This is a genomic window from Treponema maltophilum ATCC 51939 (assembly GCF_000413055.1).
GTDB lineage: Bacteria > Spirochaetota > Spirochaetia > Treponematales > Treponemataceae > Treponema_C > Treponema_C maltophilum.
The window spans coordinates 1755017-1770391 of the sequence record NZ_KE332518.1 but is presented as its reverse complement, the minus strand read 5'-3'; the positions used below and the strand labels follow the sequence as shown (position 1 = coordinate 1770391).

Sequence of the window (15375 nt, the reverse complement as noted above, 5' to 3'; positions counted from 1 at the left end):
AATATAATTGCTAACTTTCGTCCCGTCAACCGACCTCGTGCGCGAAACATTGACTGAAATGGATATTATGGAGTAAACTGTGTTTATGAATGATGACCGCAATTCTTTTGACCGGCTGGTAGCCGGTCTGTCGCCGGATGAGCGGGGATTGCTGCTCAAAAAACTCAAAGCGAATATCGAACCGGAAAAAGAATCGTTGGAATTCGAAGTTCCCGAAGATTCGTCGAGCATCGTCGATTTAAAAAAAGAATTGAAAAACGAGCCGCTTTTGCTGCGCGTGTGGATTTATATCAGAGGTTTGTTTTCGCCGTCGGGCATCGAAGGCGCTTACAGCGATTACCGTATCGGCTGTGTGCTTAAAAAAATCAACAACGCGTACCCCAATGTCATAGATGCCCGCTATTTAACTTTGGAAAACACGTTTTACGATCATTTGGTAAAACTGCAGGAAGCCGCGCTTTTTTTTAACGACGGCATAAAAGTGTACGACCGGGACGAAGGCGGTTTTTGCATCCTTTTAACCGAACTTGTGATGCCCGATTTTGCCGAGCGCATGGAAAACGAAGTGAGTCCGTATTCGCTTTCTTCTTCTGCCGAAGCAACGCCCGAATTGCGTACCTCGCTGCTGCGCAAAATGGAGCAAATCCTTGCCGACATGGGCGCCGCCGAAAAAGAAAAACTGCAGGATTGCTTTTCGTCACTCGAATGGCTTAAACAATTTGCGGCGCTGCCCTTTGCGCATTTTATGTCGCTGTTCAGAAACGTTCCCGGACGGGGAATGTGCTGTTCGCTTAAAGCCGCTCAAAACGAAATAGAGCGCTTTGCGCGTGTTTTGTGCAACGCGAAAAAAATCGTTCCGGAAGTGCTGGAAGCTTTGTACATGTTTGCGTCGGAAGACAAAATGAACGAGGGGGAAAAGGTCGATATCGAAGGCGGCTTGGCGGAATTTTTACGCAAAAGCATGCAGCACACGACGCTTATAAAATACGTTATCCGTTCGGTGCCGTTCCGATCGCTCGGAGTTGTCGCGCTCGACTCGGCACTGTGGGTGCCCGAATACAAAGAGGCTTCGGACAATTGGCTTTTGCTGTGCAAAAATCAATGGCGCAAAGTATTCGACGAAGAATGGACGCGCTGGATCCGCGAGCGCAAAATCAAAAAAACGAAAGAAAATGTTGCCGCCTTATTCGGTATGAGCGATTACCCTGCCGTGCCGAACCGGCCGTGGGAAAAACTTCCGTTCCCTGCGGATTTTAAGCGCGGCTTTTCGCTCGGTTTTTTGTCCGCTTTTTTTTCGGTTATGTATCCCGACCTGCGCCCCGTTTTGGAAAAGGTTGCGGTGAACGGTAAATTCATCTTGCCCGAAAACCGCATTGAATTTACGGACACGTACAACGAAATGAACCAGCTTGCGGACTTGCTTGCCGCCTTTAACGAAAAACTCTGCCCGACCGGATTTTACGGGCAAGAGTTCGCTTCGGTAAGCGATGTGCAAAATATTCCCGAGCGGGAAAAAGTCAAAAATCTGACGCGCTCGATAGAATCGGAAATCAATTTATTTGTTGCGACTTTCAGCACGTGCTGCCGCTCTTTTAAACAGCTTTTTGACGGCATGCTCGTAGACATACGGAGCATAAAGTACGACGGGCTTTCAAATCTCGCCTCTTTAACCGATGCGAACGATATGCCGCTGCGGCCCAAACTTGCCGAAGTTTCCGACAAGCTGAATGCCGCTTTCATTCTTTTGACGGAAGTTGAAAGTCTGGAACTGGAGCTTGCATGAGTTCTCCCGTTGCGGCCCTAACGCTTTTAGCCTGCGGTTCCATGCGCTTTCGGTGGAACGAAACGAATGCGGTGCGCTCGGCCTTTTTTTCGCAGCCGTGCTTTTGTCATAAAACGATTGCATCCGTCGAATTGATTCATTCGCACATTGTGTTCGCGGCCGACCGTGCCGAGCAAACGATTCTGCAAAGCGGCGACGGCATTATCAGCCGCAACCGCGCCTTGGTGCCTGTTATAACCGTTGCCGACTGTATGCCGATTTTTATGTATGAAAGCGAAAGCGGCGTTTTCGGCGTGCTGCATTCCGGCTGGAAGGGAACGGGCATTGCGCTTGAAGCCTTGCGCACAGCCGAAAAAGCATACGGCGTCCGCGCGGATAATTTCCGCTTTATTTTAGGCCCTTCGATCGGAAGCTGCTGTTATACGGTGGACGAAGAGCGCGCCCGCTATTTTCAAAAAGAATTTTGTACCGATTGCGCATTCCGTTCCGAACGGGACGGCTTATTCCGCCTGTCGCTCGAAAAGGCGAACCGCGCTTTGCTTGTAAAGGCGGGAATTCCCGACGAACATATTTTAAGCGTAAACGAATGTACGTGCTGTACAAAAACCGAAGACGGTGCATATACGTACGGATCGTTCCGCCGGCAAGCCTCGGGCCTTCCGCCTTCGATGCCGCTCGAAGAAAAAACGAAGCGCTTTACGCCGATGGCCGCTTTTATCGGTTTTGAAGACGCCGGCTTTACACGCGAAAACCTTCACGCCGCCGGTGCGCAAACCTATTCTTTCCCATGACCTCAGTATGAAAAAAAGTGAGCGCGAATGGCTTATGAGCGAAGCGAATTACCTGAGTTGTCACTCTTTTTCACGCCTTATCGCTTGTACGCTGTTTTTTTTGCCCGCATGTGCTATACTTTTCGCATGAACGTTTACGTAAAGTCCTGCCGCTCTATAAAGGCACAACATATACCTGCCGCCTCGTCGGCTTTTTCCGCATCCGCGCGGCGCTCCGTTGCCGCCGCGCCGATTCTTGTTTTGTTCGCGCTTTTCTTTTTTTTCGGCTGCACGCGAGCACGCACATCATCGCTGATGCTTGCCGTCGGTTCCGAGGACGGGCGCGGCCGTTCTCAAAACGGCGGTGCGGCGGGGCGGGACGGTACAATCGTTCAAGCCGGTGCCGGCGCTTCCGCCGCGGTCTTTTTGCCGTTGGATGCGCTTAACGCGAATGCCCGAAGCGCCCGTATCGGTGAAGGTGCGAAAAGCCCGTATATGTTCTTTGCATTTACCGCAGGCGCCGGCTCAAACGGAAAACAAGCCGCTTTTGCGCGAAAAGGATGCGCCCTTGAACTTGAATTGATCGTTCATGCGGCCGAAGCGCTTTCCCGAAACGGAGAAAACGGAGAGCCGTGTTTTATCGCGTTTTTATACGCCGACGATTTTTCGTCTTCGCGTTCGTTAAAAAAGAATTTGACCGGCCGCAGCGGTGTAAAAGCCTTTATAAAAAAGAACGTGCATTTTAAAGTTTCTCTCGGTTTTGAAGGCGGCGGAACTTTTCCCGATCCCGAATCCGTTAAAGGTTTTATGATCTATTCGGCCGTTCCCGTCGAGCTGAAAAGCGCCGCCGTAACGAAAGCGTACTGCGGCTGGGCGGCCGAGGGTACAATGTGCCGTTTCGGTTTTTCCGCAAACGGCGGCACCGTCGACAGCGCTCTTTTAAATGAAGGAAAAATCCCCGAGCAAACGCTTTTTTCCCAAGTGCCGGTACTTTTGCAAGACGGTGCCCGTGCCGTGCGCATAATGCTGCGGACGCAAAGCGAAGCGGAACCTTCGGTTTCGGCGGCTTCGGCTTTAAGTGCGTCCGACGTGCGCATTGCCTGCGCTTCTGATACGCTGCGCATACGCCGCTCTCCTGCAATCCGTTCCGTTTCAATCGACGAGCGTTCGCTTTCTTCGGCATGCGATTCGGTAAAAATCATTTCGGGCGCCGATTCCGTAGAAGGGATTTTGCTCGAACAAAGAGTGTCGGATGCTTTTACCCCGATTACGGCCGATCCGGGACTTATAACGGCATGGCCGCAAAAAAGATGGCGGAATAAAAATTTCGAATTCTTTTCGTGGGAACAATTCCCTTCGGTACTTATATTCGACTTTGTCGATTATAATGTGCAAAACGCCTTCCTTAAACGGCTTGCTTTTTTTGTCGAAAAAAAAGGCTTTATCGGCAAACTTTTAACCGATGCGCAAATGGCGTCTTCGCACGGATTTAACGCGCACGATTACCGCGCCGAAAGTTTGGCCGCGTTTTTCGATAAAGCGGAAAAAGAGCATTTTGCGCTCAACGAATCGGAACTGCTTTTGCGCGACATTCTCTTTGCAAACGGCGTCATCCTGCGATCCGCTTCCGGTATTACAGCGGGGAGGGGAGCCGTCGTTTCGATCAGCCGCGAATCGCCGCGTTTTTTGCGCGAACGGCTGCTTGTGCACGAAGGGCTGCACGGCGTATATTTTACCGAAGAGTCGTTCCGCCGCGAAGTCGACGAGGTTTTTTATGCGACGGATCCGGTTTCGCTGCGCTTTCTCAAACGCTATTTTGAAGTAAATCCTTCTTTAAATTACAATACGGACGACAGCTATTTGTTTAAAAACGAATTTATGGCGTACACGCTCCAGCAAAGCGTCGGCGAAGTTAAAAATTATTATATCGACAGGCTTGCGCGGATTATCAATTCGGCCGAGCCTGAACTGTGCGCGTACATACGCGATACGGAGGCCGCCGCCTTTACGCAAGCCGCCGAAAAAATGAGCGCGTTTTTAGCCGAAAACTGGGGCATAAACGGCGGCAGAATTTCGCTTATTTCGTTCGAATAGGTGGGGCGGCTTCCGTTTACATATCCAAATTGAATTGCCGTTCGGCGCCGACGGTCGAAGGCGGTCCGTGGCCCGGAAGGATAACCGTGTTTTCCTGCTGCGACAAAATCTTCGATGCGATGTTGGCTACGAGCGTTTTTTTCGCGTAGCTGCTGTTCGTCGGTCCGGCTTGTCCTGCAAACAACACGTCGCCGGTAAACAGGCACTGGCCGATTTTATATACCATCGAGTCGGCGGTGTGCCCGGGAACCGACATGTAGCTTACGTTCAATCCCGCGGCCTTTATAATTCCGTCGCCTTTTAAAACGGACGTTTCGGCTTTTGCCACTTCGTAATCCGCCGCGTAAATCTTGGGCGTGTATATTTTTTGCAGCGTCGTTAAGCCGCGCGTATGGCTTTTGTGATTGTGCGTTATAAAAACGGCGGTTAAAGCGTATTTGTTTTGTTCGATTTGATCGATCATCTTTGTCGTGATTTTTCCCGGATCTATAATGAGCGCTTCTTTTACCGCGGGATTTACAATCAGGTAGGCATTCGAAAAACCTTCAATGTTCAAATGAAAATACACTTTCATTGGTATATCTCCGCAAGTGTTTCGGGGCTGAATAAGGCTTCCCGCGTATTCGACAATTTGAATGAAATATTGTCCTGCACGCTTTCGTAAAAACACACGCGTTTTATATTGCAGTTGCGGAAAGATGTTTGCGAAAGTTTTGCGCGTATAAAGCGCGAATTGTATAAGTCGGAATCGTCGAACGAAGACTGAACGGCGGTTATTCCGTTAAAATTATTGTGAACGAGTTCGGAGTTTGTAAACAGCGCGTGCGAAAAGGCGGCGCCCGCAAACGACGAAAACTGAATGTTCGAGCCGGTCATATTGCAGTCCGAAAAAATCGAAAAATCGAATATCGATATGCGTATTTTGCATTGTTCTGCATGAACGTCGGCAAAGGTACAGTTTTGAAAATTGCATCCGTAAAAGCGCTTGCCGGAAAAATCGCTGTCTTTAAAGTGCATGCCCGAAACCGAAAGTCCGACGATAACGTCGTGCTGCGCGATATAGTCGGCTACAAAGCGGTGAACTTCTTCCGGATTTTTGCAATGCTCGTAGCAATACGATGAAAAAAGTCGTTTTTCGTACGACGTATCGAGATTGTCTTCCGAAGCGCAAAAAACGACCGGTTTATTGCAGTGTTTGTATGCGCATAAATCAAAACTGAACATACGGCTATCCTAAGTTATTGCACTCATTATGTCAAATGGGTATGATGTAATCATGTGTTGGAAATGCGGAACGGAACTCGATTTTACGCCTCCGGTAAGCCGCTCGGAACGGTGCCCGTCGTGCGGAGCCGATGTGCGCTGCTGCCTGAATTGTCTCTTTTACGAAAAGGGCGCGCCCTACGATTGCCGCGAATCGATTGAAGAGCCGGTAACGGACAAAGAACGCTCGTGTTTTTGCGTATGGTTTTCGCTTAACCCTTCATCAGGCGGCGCGTTTTCCGCATCGTCTGCGCGCCTTAAAGCGGAACACGCGAGCGCAAGCCAAAAAGCAAAAGCGGCTTTTAACAGCTTGTTCGGAGATTGAGCGTGAACCTTGTTGCAATCGATAAACCGACAGCGGAACACAAACCGGGCGCGGAACGGAAATCGGCCGCAAAAAAAATACAAAATAAAGAAAATGAAACTTCGCTTGTTCCGAAAAACCGCGTCGATTTTGCCTTTTTGGATTCGGGGACCGGCGGACTTCCGTACTTACTGCATTTAAAAGAAAAAAGTCCGTATTCAAACTGCGTCTATGTCGCCGACACGAAAAACTTTCCCTACGGTGAAAAAGATACGCGCCGGATAATAGAGGCCGCCTGTTCGGCAGCCGAATCGATTATCAAACGCTTTAAGCCTGCCGCCTTTGTCATCGGATGCAACACTATATCGGTTACCGCTCTCGAAGAACTTCGCCGCCGCTTTTTCCCCGTGCCCTTTGTCGGCACTGTTCCCGCAATAAAGCGTGCGGCTTCGCTTACAAAAAACGGCAGGATCGGCTTGCTTGCAACCCGGCGCACGATAGAAGAGCCGTACACCGCCGAACTTGCCGAACGCTATGCGGCAAACTGTACGCTCATAAGCCGCGCCGATCCCGATTTGGTTGATTTTGTGGAACACGGCTTTTTTACCGCATCGGATGCCGAAAAAGAAGAGGCGGTGCGTCCCGCGCTCGACTTTTTTTTGAAACACGATGCCGATACCGTTGTACTCGGCTGTACGCATTTTTTGCATATCGCCGCCGTGTTGGAAAAGCTTGCCGGCGCCGGTATCCGCTTTGTCGATTCCAAAGAAGGCGTTGTGAACCAAGCGCTTCGCATAGTCCGTCCCGCCGCCCCTTCCGCTTCTTCCGAAAGCGCCGCCTCCGAGCCCGCACCGAGCCCTTCGGCCTTTTTTATTACCGGCCCTTTCGGCATCGACGAAGCGCCCTACAAAACACTGTGTGAAGGGTCGGACCTTGTGTACGGCGGTATACTTTAAAGTTGAAATTTGCGGGAAAGCCGGAGTATATCGGTTGCTTATAGTAAATGCAGGTGCACGTTTATGAAAGAGCCGGTTTAATCGGTATCAAATCAAGTTCCGCTATTTGCTTGAATTCTCTATCGGCAGTAACTAACTGAAGATTGTTTTCAATTGCAGTTGCCGCAATGATAGCATCCGGAAGTTTTATTTTGTATGTACGGCGCAATATAACAGCTTTGTTTTTTATATTTTCGGTTAAAAATAAAACGGTACAATCGTTTATGAGAAGCCTTACCCGCTGTTCTTCGGAAGCCGTTATTTCAGGAAAAGAAAGCAATTCCATTTCGGAAATAACGGAGAGACCGATGCGCTTTGATAAATAAGGCTTCATACAAGGATCTCCTGAAAGGAGATAAATGAGCGCATTTGTATCGGCGATACAGTCAGTTCCATTCATTCCGCATTTCCTTTTGTATTGCAAGAGCATCATGTGGTATTTTTATGCTGCCAAAATATTTTGATAAATCGTATGAGGAACTTTTTTCGGTATTTTTCTTGTAACGATACAAAATATATTCAACGTAATTTTCAATATCCGTAAGATATTCCTGCGGTATCGTTTTTATCTGTTCAAAAAGTGTTTCGTATGCCACATTTTACCTCCGGTATTAAAATAATCCATACTTATTATATTATACTTCAAATTTTTATTTTTCGCTACTATGTTGTTTTTACTTTAAGGCGCTTTTGTACCGCGGCGATAAAGTCCTGCGAGTTTAAGACTTCCGTTGCGGCGGGGGAAGCGATACGCGCAAGGTCGGCGGTCATAATGCCGTCTTCAATCGTGTGAAGCGTTGCAGTTTCAAGAGTGCGGGCAAAATTGCCAAGCTCTCGGGTTCCGTCAAGTTCGGCGCGCTTTGCCAAAGCTCCCGTCCACGCAAAGATAAGGGCGCAGGGATTGGTCGATGTTTTTTCGCCGGCCAAATAACGGTAGTAGTGTTTTTGAACGGTACCGTGTGCGGCTTCGTATTCGTATGCGCCCGACGGGGAAACCAAAACGCTGGTCATCATCGCAAGGCTTCCGCAGGCGGACGCGATCATGTCGCTCATAACGTCGCCGTCGTAATTTTTACACGCCCATAAAAAGCCGCCTTCCGACTGCATAATGCGCGCGACCGCATCGTCGATGAGTGTGTAAAAATATTCGATTCCGTTTTCGGCAAAGGCCGTTTTGAATTCCGTCTCAAAAATACCGTGAAAAATCTCTTTAAAACGCCCGTCGTAGGTTTTGCTGATGGTGTCTTTTGCGGCAAACCATACGTTCAGTTTTTCGTTTACGGCGTACAAAAAACAGGCGCGCGCAAAGGCGGTAATGGACGCATCCGTATTGTGTACGCCCTGCAAAATACCCGGTCCCTTCATGTCGGCGATCGTTTTGCGCGTTTCTTTGCCGTCCGCTCCGGTGAACACGAGTTCGGCCGTGCCCGGCCCTTCGACGTAGAGTTCGCAGTTTTTATAAATGTCGCCGTATGCGTGGCGGCCCAAAACGATGGGTTTTTTCCAACAGCTTACGGTGCCGCGTACATTTTTTAAAAGAATGGGTTTTCGGAACACGGTTCCGTCCAATTCGGCGCGGATAATCGCGTTCGGGCTGGGCGTTAAGCGCTGCAATTTATATTCTTCCATGCGCGCTTTGTTTGAAGTAATTGTCGCGCATTTTACGCCGACGCCCAATCGCCGTATCGCGCGGGCGGCTTCATAGGTTACCGCGTCGTTCGTATCGTCTCTGTTTTTTAAGCCCAAATCGTAATATTCGGTTTTTAATTCCACAAAGGGTTCCAAAAGCCGCTCTTTTATAAGGGCCCACAGAACGCGGGTCATCTCATCGCCGTCGAGCTCGGCCACGGCGTTTTTCATCAGTATCTTTGCCATGGCACGATTATACTTTCGATTTCAGGCTCTGTCAAACGAAAGTTAAAAACCTTATCGTTGGTTTAACATCCTAAGCACCAATCCTTCCTGTTCGACACAATTAAATACATCGTTTATATTGCCCCTTTTGTTTGTTTTAATGCTTAGATTTATTATGTTGTCTTTGTTTTTATACAGATATTCCAAGCCTTTTTCGATTTCGTTATTTTTATAATAGTTTTCCGCTATGTTGATATATGCAAGCGATGAAGGACTTTTTTTTAACTCCCGCTCGAGGCGACTGATTTCCTCGGCTGGATCAGCAGTTGAATCTTCTTTATCGATGTCGCGATATGATATAAGTCTTCCGTTTACAATGTAGTACAGCATTGCCCATGAATCGGCAAAGTCTCCGTTTTTTTGAATGATAACTTTTTTGTTAACGTCAAAATTGGAAGTTATCAATAAGGTTTTGTTGTCATCTTCAAATTGTCCGAACGAAAAATATAAATCGGCGTCGTCCATATAATCTTTTACAATAAATTGAACCCTATATTTTTCTTTTAAAGAATCATAGATTATTTTGCACGCTTGCCTGAGCTGCCCTTTGTCAACTTTATTGATTAAATCGAAATTAAAACAAATGCTTTGATAAAAAGCGGCAACGTATTCATACCCGAAGTCTATTTCGGGTATTTGTAGGGATGGTCTGCGTTCTTTGTCGATTTCTATTTGCAGTTTTTCTTCCGAAGATTCCCGTACCAAAACAGGGGACGCTCCTTTTGTGCTTTCACAGCCGCTCGGCGCCAAGAGTGCGGTTATGACAGCCGTCGCGATTGTAAAAATCAACGTTTTTTTCATAATTCCTCCAGTTTTGCGTTATTGTAATATTTCAATCCTCGCTTATCGCCGGCAGTACGCGCAGGCTGTTAAGGTCGAACAGAATTCCCGCCGTATTGCCCGGGCTGTATATTTTTATGCCCTGCGGACAATAGGATTCGACTTTAAGCTGCTGTTCTCCGACCCGGATATCGTATTGAATATAGTTGCCGTAAAAAACGGCTTTTTCGATACGGGCGTCGACAATGCCTTTGCCGCTGTCGCACAGTTTTATATATTCCGGCCGCACGATGATAACCGTATTTTTCGCCGTATCGAAATGCGTTCCCGGATTCGGCAGCGTCATCTTTTTACCGAACACTTCAATATCGGCGCTTCCGTTTTCGTGCGAAAAGACGGTGCAGTTTATAAAGTTCGACTTTCCGATAAATCCGGCAACAAAACGCGATACGGGATTTTCGTAAATATCTTTCGGACTTCCCGTCTGCACAAGCTTGCCCTTGTTCATAAGAACTACATTGTCGGATATTGACATGGCTTCGCTTTGGTCGTGCGTAACGTACAAACTGGTAATGCCGAGCCGCTTTTGCAGGCTGCGCAGTTCGTCGCGCATGTATTCGCGCAGCTTTGCGTCAAGATTGGAAAGCGGTTCGTCGAACAGCAGTACCCGCGGATTTATGACAACCGCCCGCGCGAGTGCAACGCGCTGTTGCTGTCCGCCCGATATTTGCGAAGGAATGCGGTCTTCCATGCCCTGTATTTGCATCAACTCGATAATTTGTCTTGTGCGCTCTTCCAATTCGGGCTTGGGAACTTTTTTTATTTTTAAGCCGTATGCGATATTGTCGAACACGCTCATGTGCGGGAAAAGCGCGTAGCTTTGAAACATCATCGACATATCGCGTTTGTTCGGCGGCACCGATTCTATCGGTCGGTCGCCGAGCAGGAGCGTTCCGGAGGTGATGCTTTCGAAGCCGGCGATCATTCTGAGCGTAGTGGTTTTGCCGCAACCGGACGGTCCCAAAAGCGTCGTCAGTTCTCCGGATTTTATGTCGAGATTCAATTTATCGACCGCGATAAATTCTTCTTTGCCGTCATGGCTTAAAAATTTTTTCGTTATATCAATGAGTTTAAGGCTGCTTGAACGCGCCTTCAGTTTTTCTTCGAGTTTTTTCGTATCGATACTCATCTTTTTCCCCTTTTTGCTTTTTGTCGGTTTTTGCCGAGCGTGTTGACCGCTCTGTCGAGAATAAAAACGGCCGCCATAATCACGATAATCATGACGACGATGTACGCGGCGGCGTCGCTGTATTGGCTCACTTCAAAGAGCGAAAAAATCCGTGTCGTTACGACATTCCACCGCGCGGAAATTAAAAAGATAACGGCGCTGACTGCGGTCATCGATCGTACAAACGAATACACGAGGCCGGAAAAAAACGCGCCTCGTATGAGCGGCAGCGTTATGTCTTTAAAAGTTTGGAAACTGTTTGCGCCCAAAGACGTCGACGCTTCTTCTATCGAAGGATCGATTTGGGCGAGGGCCGACATACCCCCTTCTATTCCGACCGGAATGTTCCTGAATACGAAAACGGCGATAAGGATGACGGCCGTTCCCGTAAGCAAAAAGGGCTTTGCGTTAAAGGCGAGAATGTAGCCTATGCCGATGACGGTTCCCGGCAACGCAAAGGTTAAAAGGGAAGCGAGGCTCATGTATTTTTTCCCGATAAAATCTTTCCGTACCGTAAGGAAGGCGATTACCATACCCAAGATGCCGGCTATCGGCGTTGCGATGATTGCAAGCGTTACGGCGTTTTTAAGCGGTTTTATGCCGATTGAAAAAATATAGCGGAAGTGATTGAGCGTAATCGAATTGTCGACACCCCATACTTTTACAAAAGCGCCGCAGAGCACGGTGCCGTAAAAAAGCAAAATGACGGCGCAAAAAAACAAACACAGCGCAAACAGCGGGTACACGATGTGTTTTTCCGCTATCTTGCCTCTGTTTTGCGTCGGTTTACCCGTAACCGTAATAAAACTTTTTCCGCGTACCCAATAACGCTGGAGCAAAAACGCGATTAAACTCGGCATAAGCAGCATAATCGACAAAAGCGTTCCACGTTTTAAGTCGTATAAACCCGTGATGATTCTGTACGATTCCACACCGAGCGTTGCAAAGTCGCCGCCTATGACGGCAGGATTGCTGAAATCCTGCAGCGATTGAATAAACACGAGCAGCATTGCGCTTACGATTCCCGGAATCGAAAGCGGCAGCGTAATCGTCGTAAATATTTTCAAACGCGAAGCGCCGAGGTTCAGCGCGGCGTCTTCGACCGACGTATCGATCGATTCGAGAATACCCGAAAGCGTCAGGTACGCGATCGGAAAAAACGACATAACCTGAATGACGATAAGGCTTTTCATGCCGTACACGTCAAAGTTCGTAATACCGAGCAGACTGTTGGTAATAAGCCCCTTGCGTCCGAACAAAAATATAATCGAAAGCGAAAGCACAAACGGCGGCGATATTATGGGAAGGGTCGCCATCGTTTTAAAAAACGGTTTCCACGGCATGTTCGTTCGCGTAATCGCGTATGCATACATATAGCCGATAATCGTGCCGATTATTGCCGTGATTACACCGAGTTTCATGCTGTTAAAAAAAGTCGTTCGGTAACTTTTATTTGTAAAAGCCGATACGAGCGTTGAAACGGTGAGTTTTCCGTCTTCCGTCGTAAGGCTGTAATAAAGCATTTTTACAAACGGAAAAATAACAAACAAAGTAAGAAAGAAAAGAAGAATGAGAATAAGCAAAAACAGCAACGGTTCTTTAAGCAGCAGTTTCAGCTTCCATAGAAATTCTTTAAATCTGTTGGTCATAGTTATTCCTGTGTGCCGATTTTTGAAAGAGCCGACCGACTCCCGCCGGAGCCGATCGGACATTCTTTATTTGAGATTATCTTTTGAAGCGATTACTTCGGTGAATTTTTCTATAAGACGGGTTCTGTTGTCGCCGGCCCATATAAAATCGTAATCGATAACTTTTAATTCGCTGATGCTTACCGCTTCGGGCGGGGCGGCCGAAAGCGTGTTTACGGGCAGCCGGTACGAATTGTTTTTTGAATACACGTCCTGCGCCGATTTGCTGAGACACCAGTCGATAAACTTTTCGGCATTTTTGCGCTCGGCCGCAGGCCCGTTTTTAATAAGGGCGACGCCGCCGATTTCGTAGCCGGTACCTTCCTGCGGGAAGGAAAGGGCGACCGGATACCCTTCGCCTGCGGGTTTAAGATTGTCGTGCGAAAATCCTATGCCGATTGCCGCTTCACCGAGTGCCACGTTTTTTGCGGGCGCCGCGCCCGCTTTCGTGTATTGGCGGATATTGTTGTTGAGCTTTTTAAAATATTCAAAGGCTTGGTCTTCGCCCATAAGCTGAACAACCGTTGCAAGAATCGTATAAGCGGCTCCCGACGTTCCCGGGTGCGCCATCGAAATCTCGCCGCGGAATTCGTCTTTTAATAAATCGTTCCATGATGCGGGATAGGCGAGGTTTCTTTCGGCAAACCAGTTTTTGTCGACGACAAAGCTCAGTGCGCCGATATAGATGGGTGACCAATAATTATCGGGATCTTTGTACCTGTCGGGGGTGTTTTTAAGCTCGGGGGAAGCATAGGGTTCAAGCAAGCCCGCTTTCGATGCGGCGATAAAAGTGTCGCAGTTGCCGCCGTGCCAAATGCTTGCCTGCGGATTGTTTTTTTCGACTTTCAGTTTTGAAAAAATCTCGCCGGCCGAAAGCCGCACGAAATTGACCGTAATGCCCGTTTCGTTTTTGAATGCCTCGAAATACATGGGCAGTTCGGTTTCGGGCAACGCGCTGTAAATGTTGAGTTCCTTGGATTCTTTTTGCGCGCAGCCGCTGAAGGCCAAAACGGCGGCCAAAGTTCCCGACGCGATTGCAAAAATCAACGATTTTTTCATAATTCCTCCTGTTGTGCGATTGTAATATTTTGGTAATTTGTGCAGCAAACATACCCACAATACGCATAAATGTTTATTATATTATGATAGGTCATAAAATCCGATTTGTAAACTAAAATATTGTTAAATTCCTCTTTTTGCGCTATGCTGTGTTTCTCTATGAACGGATTATGTGCGGATGCGATAACCGATATCGCTTTAAAAGCGGGCTGCATTGTGCTCGAAAACGGAGGCGAAACCTACCGTACCGAAGATACGATTATGCGTATCGCTTCTTCTTTGGGGGCGTGTTCGCCGTCGTCGTTTGTAACGCCGACGGTGGTAATGCTTTCGTTTACCGATACCGACGGAAAACACTACAGCGCAACGCGCCGCATAATCAGGCGGGGCGTCAATTTGCGCAAAGTCGCCCTCATAAACGAATTGTCGCGCCGGATCGAAAGACGCAAAAAAGAAGGGAGAACCCAAGATCTTTCGCAGATAGAATACGTGCTCAGGCGCGTACATTGTTCAAAGACATACGCTCCCTGGGCGGTTCTTTTATGCGCCGCGTGCAGTTCGTTCGTTTTTGCCCTTATGTTTGCCGGCTCGTTTAAAGATGCCTTGGGCGCTTCGGCGGTCGGATTTGTGCTGCGCCTTATCGTTATGCGGCTCGAAAAAACATCGCTGAACGGTTTTATTTTGTCGCTGGTTTACGGAGCCGCCGTTTCGGTGCTTAGCGAACTTGCTTTTTGCTTGGGCGGCGTCGATTCGGCCTTGACCGTTACGACGGCCGTGCTCATGCAGGTTGTTCCCGGCCTTGCGATTGTAAACGCCATCCGCGATATTATTGCGGGCGATTTGGTTTCCGGAGCGGCGCGCACGCTGGAAGCTTTTATGGTTGCCGCAGGTCTTTCGGCCGGATCGGTTTTGGGTTTGCTCGTTTTTTCGCGCCTTACCGGAGTGCTGCTGTGAACGTTGTAACCTTTGTATTGCCTTTTGTGTGGGGGGCGGCCGCATCCTTTTGTTACGCGCTTATTTTTAACGCCGATTTTAAAGGACTTTTATGGACGCCCTTTGTCGGCGCGTGCGGCTGGGGTTTGTACATGCTTTTATCGACGCTTACCGGATCGGCGGCAACCGCGTATTTTGCCGCCTCCTTTTGCGTCGCCGCTTTTTCGGAGCTGTGCGCCGTTTTGTCGCGGACGCCCGCAACCGTTTTTTTGATTCCCGGCTTGATTCCCCTCGTGCCCGGCGGCGGGATGTTCCAAACCATGCGGGCTTTTGTGCAGGGCGATCCGGATACGGCCGCGCATATCGGCTTTACGACCCTCAGCGCAGCCGGCGCTATCGTTTTGGGAATCGCGATTTCTTCATCCTGCGCCCACATCGTCTTCGTCCTCATAAAAAACGCAAAAATCCGAAAGGCAAAGCGCAATTCGACTTAAAAAATTCTCCGTTTTCTTGTTTTTTCTCATATTTTATGTTATAATACGCATATAACAAAATAACTTTTAT

At 48.3% G+C, this 15375-nt stretch carries 16 protein-coding genes; 7 read left to right on the top strand and 9 right to left on the bottom strand.

Annotated features, from left to right (window positions below):
• Positions 1 to 85: 85 nt before the first annotated feature.
• The 3 genes from HMPREF9194_RS08080 (at position 86) to HMPREF9194_RS08070 (ending at position 4647) form a co-directional block, all read left to right on the top strand.
• On the top strand, positions 86 to 1783 hold the full coding sequence (locus HMPREF9194_RS08080; RefSeq protein ID WP_016525881.1) for a DUF5312 family protein: 1698 nt from the start codon (positions 86 to 88) through the stop codon (positions 1781 to 1783).
• Complete coding sequence (locus HMPREF9194_RS08075) at positions 1780 to 2574, top strand: purine nucleoside phosphorylase YfiH/LACC1 family protein (protein ID WP_016525880.1); 795 nt, start codon at positions 1780 to 1782, stop codon at positions 2572 to 2574. Before HMPREF9194_RS08080 ends, HMPREF9194_RS08075 begins: the two co-directional genes overlap by 4 nt.
• A gap of 126 nt (positions 2575 to 2700) precedes the next feature.
• A complete protein-coding gene (locus tag HMPREF9194_RS08070) occupies positions 2701 to 4647 on the top strand; it encodes a hypothetical protein (RefSeq protein WP_156828017.1) in 1947 nt (648 codons plus the stop codon).
• Between the two features lie 16 nt (positions 4648 to 4663).
• Here HMPREF9194_RS08070 and HMPREF9194_RS08065 read toward each other — a convergent pair whose 3' ends face one another.
• Both HMPREF9194_RS08065 and HMPREF9194_RS08060 read right to left on the bottom strand, forming a co-directional pair.
• Complete coding sequence (locus tag HMPREF9194_RS08065) at positions 4664 to 5221, bottom strand: MBL fold metallo-hydrolase (protein WP_016525878.1); 558 nt, start codon at positions 5219 to 5221, stop codon at positions 4664 to 4666.
• A complete protein-coding gene (locus HMPREF9194_RS08060; protein ID WP_016525877.1) occupies positions 5218 to 5871 on the bottom strand; it encodes a pentapeptide repeat-containing protein in 654 nt (217 codons plus the stop codon). Before HMPREF9194_RS08060 ends, HMPREF9194_RS08065 begins: the two co-directional genes overlap by 4 nt.
• Before the next feature lie 52 nt (positions 5872 to 5923).
• On the opposite strand from HMPREF9194_RS08060, the gene HMPREF9194_RS08055 reads away from it, so the two are divergent.
• Entirely contained in the window at positions 5924 to 6235 is a 312-nt protein-coding gene (locus tag HMPREF9194_RS08055) for a hypothetical protein (protein ID WP_040846275.1), read from the top strand.
• A gap of 2 nt (positions 6236 to 6237) precedes the next feature.
• Positions 6238 to 7170, top strand: coding sequence for a glutamate racemase (gene murI / locus HMPREF9194_RS08050; RefSeq protein ID WP_016525875.1), 933 nt, complete (start codon positions 6238 to 6240; stop codon positions 7168 to 7170).
• Between the two features lie 61 nt (positions 7171 to 7231).
• On the opposite strand, the gene HMPREF9194_RS08045 is transcribed toward murI, so the two are convergent.
• The 7 genes from HMPREF9194_RS08045 to HMPREF9194_RS08015 form a co-directional block, all read right to left on the bottom strand.
• Positions 7232 to 7609, bottom strand: a complete 378-nt coding sequence (locus HMPREF9194_RS08045; RefSeq protein WP_040846274.1) for a type II toxin-antitoxin system VapC family toxin — start codon at positions 7607 to 7609, stop codon at positions 7232 to 7234.
• Positions 7596 to 7805: a hypothetical protein gene (locus tag HMPREF9194_RS08040; RefSeq protein ID WP_016525873.1), complete on the bottom strand. Its 210-nt coding sequence runs from the start codon at positions 7803 to 7805 to the stop codon at positions 7596 to 7598. Before HMPREF9194_RS08040 ends, HMPREF9194_RS08045 begins: the two co-directional genes overlap by 14 nt.
• A gap of 67 nt (positions 7806 to 7872) precedes the next feature.
• Positions 7873 to 9084 (bottom strand): NADP-dependent isocitrate dehydrogenase, encoded by a 1212-nt coding sequence (locus tag HMPREF9194_RS08035; RefSeq protein ID WP_016525872.1) that lies wholly within the window; start codon positions 9082 to 9084, stop codon positions 7873 to 7875.
• 51 nt (positions 9085 to 9135) lie between these two features.
• A complete protein-coding gene (locus HMPREF9194_RS08030) occupies positions 9136 to 9924 on the bottom strand; it encodes a hypothetical protein (protein ID WP_016525871.1) in 789 nt (262 codons plus the stop codon).
• A 31-nt stretch (positions 9925 to 9955) separates the two neighbouring features.
• A complete protein-coding gene (locus HMPREF9194_RS08025; protein ID WP_016525870.1) occupies positions 9956 to 11092 on the bottom strand; it encodes an ABC transporter ATP-binding protein in 1137 nt (378 codons plus the stop codon).
• On the bottom strand, positions 11089 to 12780 hold the full coding sequence (locus tag HMPREF9194_RS08020; RefSeq protein ID WP_016525869.1) for an ABC transporter permease: 1692 nt from the start codon (positions 12778 to 12780) through the stop codon (positions 11089 to 11091). The genes HMPREF9194_RS08025 and HMPREF9194_RS08020 overlap by 4 nt, the downstream gene beginning before the upstream one ends.
• Positions 12781 to 12846: 66 nt before the next feature.
• Positions 12847 to 13878 carry an ABC transporter substrate-binding protein gene (locus HMPREF9194_RS08015; RefSeq protein ID WP_016525868.1) on the bottom strand — a complete coding sequence of 344 codons (1032 nt, stop codon included), beginning with the start codon at positions 13876 to 13878 and terminating at the stop codon, positions 12847 to 12849.
• A gap of 159 nt (positions 13879 to 14037) precedes the next feature.
• Between HMPREF9194_RS08015 and HMPREF9194_RS08010 the strand changes: the two genes are divergently transcribed.
• Positions 14038 to 14832, top strand: a complete 795-nt coding sequence (locus HMPREF9194_RS08010; protein ID WP_156828015.1) for a threonine/serine exporter family protein — start codon at positions 14038 to 14040, stop codon at positions 14830 to 14832.
• On the top strand, positions 14829 to 15305 hold the full coding sequence (locus HMPREF9194_RS08005) for a threonine/serine exporter family protein (RefSeq protein WP_016525866.1): 477 nt from the start codon (positions 14829 to 14831) through the stop codon (positions 15303 to 15305). The genes HMPREF9194_RS08010 and HMPREF9194_RS08005 overlap by 4 nt, the downstream gene beginning before the upstream one ends.
• The last annotated feature ends 70 nt before the right edge of the window (positions 15306 to 15375 follow it).

What these genes read in the sequence shown, in the direction of transcription:
- HMPREF9194_RS08020 (WP_016525869.1), bottom strand. Translation starts at nt 12,780, where the DNA reads ATGACCAACAGATTTAAAGAATTTCTATGGAAGCTGAAACTGCTGCTT.
- HMPREF9194_RS08080 (WP_016525881.1), top strand. Translation starts at nt 86, where the DNA reads ATGAATGATGACCGCAATTCTTTTGACCGGCTGGTAGCCGGTCTGTCG.
- HMPREF9194_RS08035 (WP_016525872.1), bottom strand. Translation starts at nt 9,084, where the DNA reads ATGGCAAAGATACTGATGAAAAACGCCGTGGCCGAGCTCGACGGCGAT.
- HMPREF9194_RS08025 (WP_016525870.1), bottom strand. Translation starts at nt 11,092, where the DNA reads ATGAGTATCGATACGAAAAAACTCGAAGAAAAACTGAAGGCGCGTTCA.
- HMPREF9194_RS08030 (WP_016525871.1), bottom strand. Translation starts at nt 9,924, where the DNA reads ATGAAAAAAACGTTGATTTTTACAATCGCGACGGCTGTCATAACCGCA.
- HMPREF9194_RS08055 (WP_040846275.1), top strand. Translation starts at nt 5,924, where the DNA reads ATGTGTTGGAAATGCGGAACGGAACTCGATTTTACGCCTCCGGTAAGC.
- HMPREF9194_RS08045 (WP_040846274.1), bottom strand. Translation starts at nt 7,609, where the DNA reads ATGAATGGAACTGACTGTATCGCCGATACAAATGCGCTCATTTATCTC.
- HMPREF9194_RS08075 (WP_016525880.1), top strand. Translation starts at nt 1,780, where the DNA reads ATGAGTTCTCCCGTTGCGGCCCTAACGCTTTTAGCCTGCGGTTCCATG.
- HMPREF9194_RS08065 (WP_016525878.1), bottom strand. Translation starts at nt 5,221, where the DNA reads ATGAAAGTGTATTTTCATTTGAACATTGAAGGTTTTTCGAATGCCTAC.
- HMPREF9194_RS08010 (WP_156828015.1), top strand. Translation starts at nt 14,038, where the DNA reads ATGAACGGATTATGTGCGGATGCGATAACCGATATCGCTTTAAAAGCG.
- HMPREF9194_RS08070 (WP_156828017.1), top strand. Translation starts at nt 2,701, where the DNA reads ATGAACGTTTACGTAAAGTCCTGCCGCTCTATAAAGGCACAACATATA.
- HMPREF9194_RS08015 (WP_016525868.1), bottom strand. Translation starts at nt 13,878, where the DNA reads ATGAAAAAATCGTTGATTTTTGCAATCGCGTCGGGAACTTTGGCCGCC.
- HMPREF9194_RS08060 (WP_016525877.1), bottom strand. Translation starts at nt 5,871, where the DNA reads ATGTTCAGTTTTGATTTATGCGCATACAAACACTGCAATAAACCGGTC.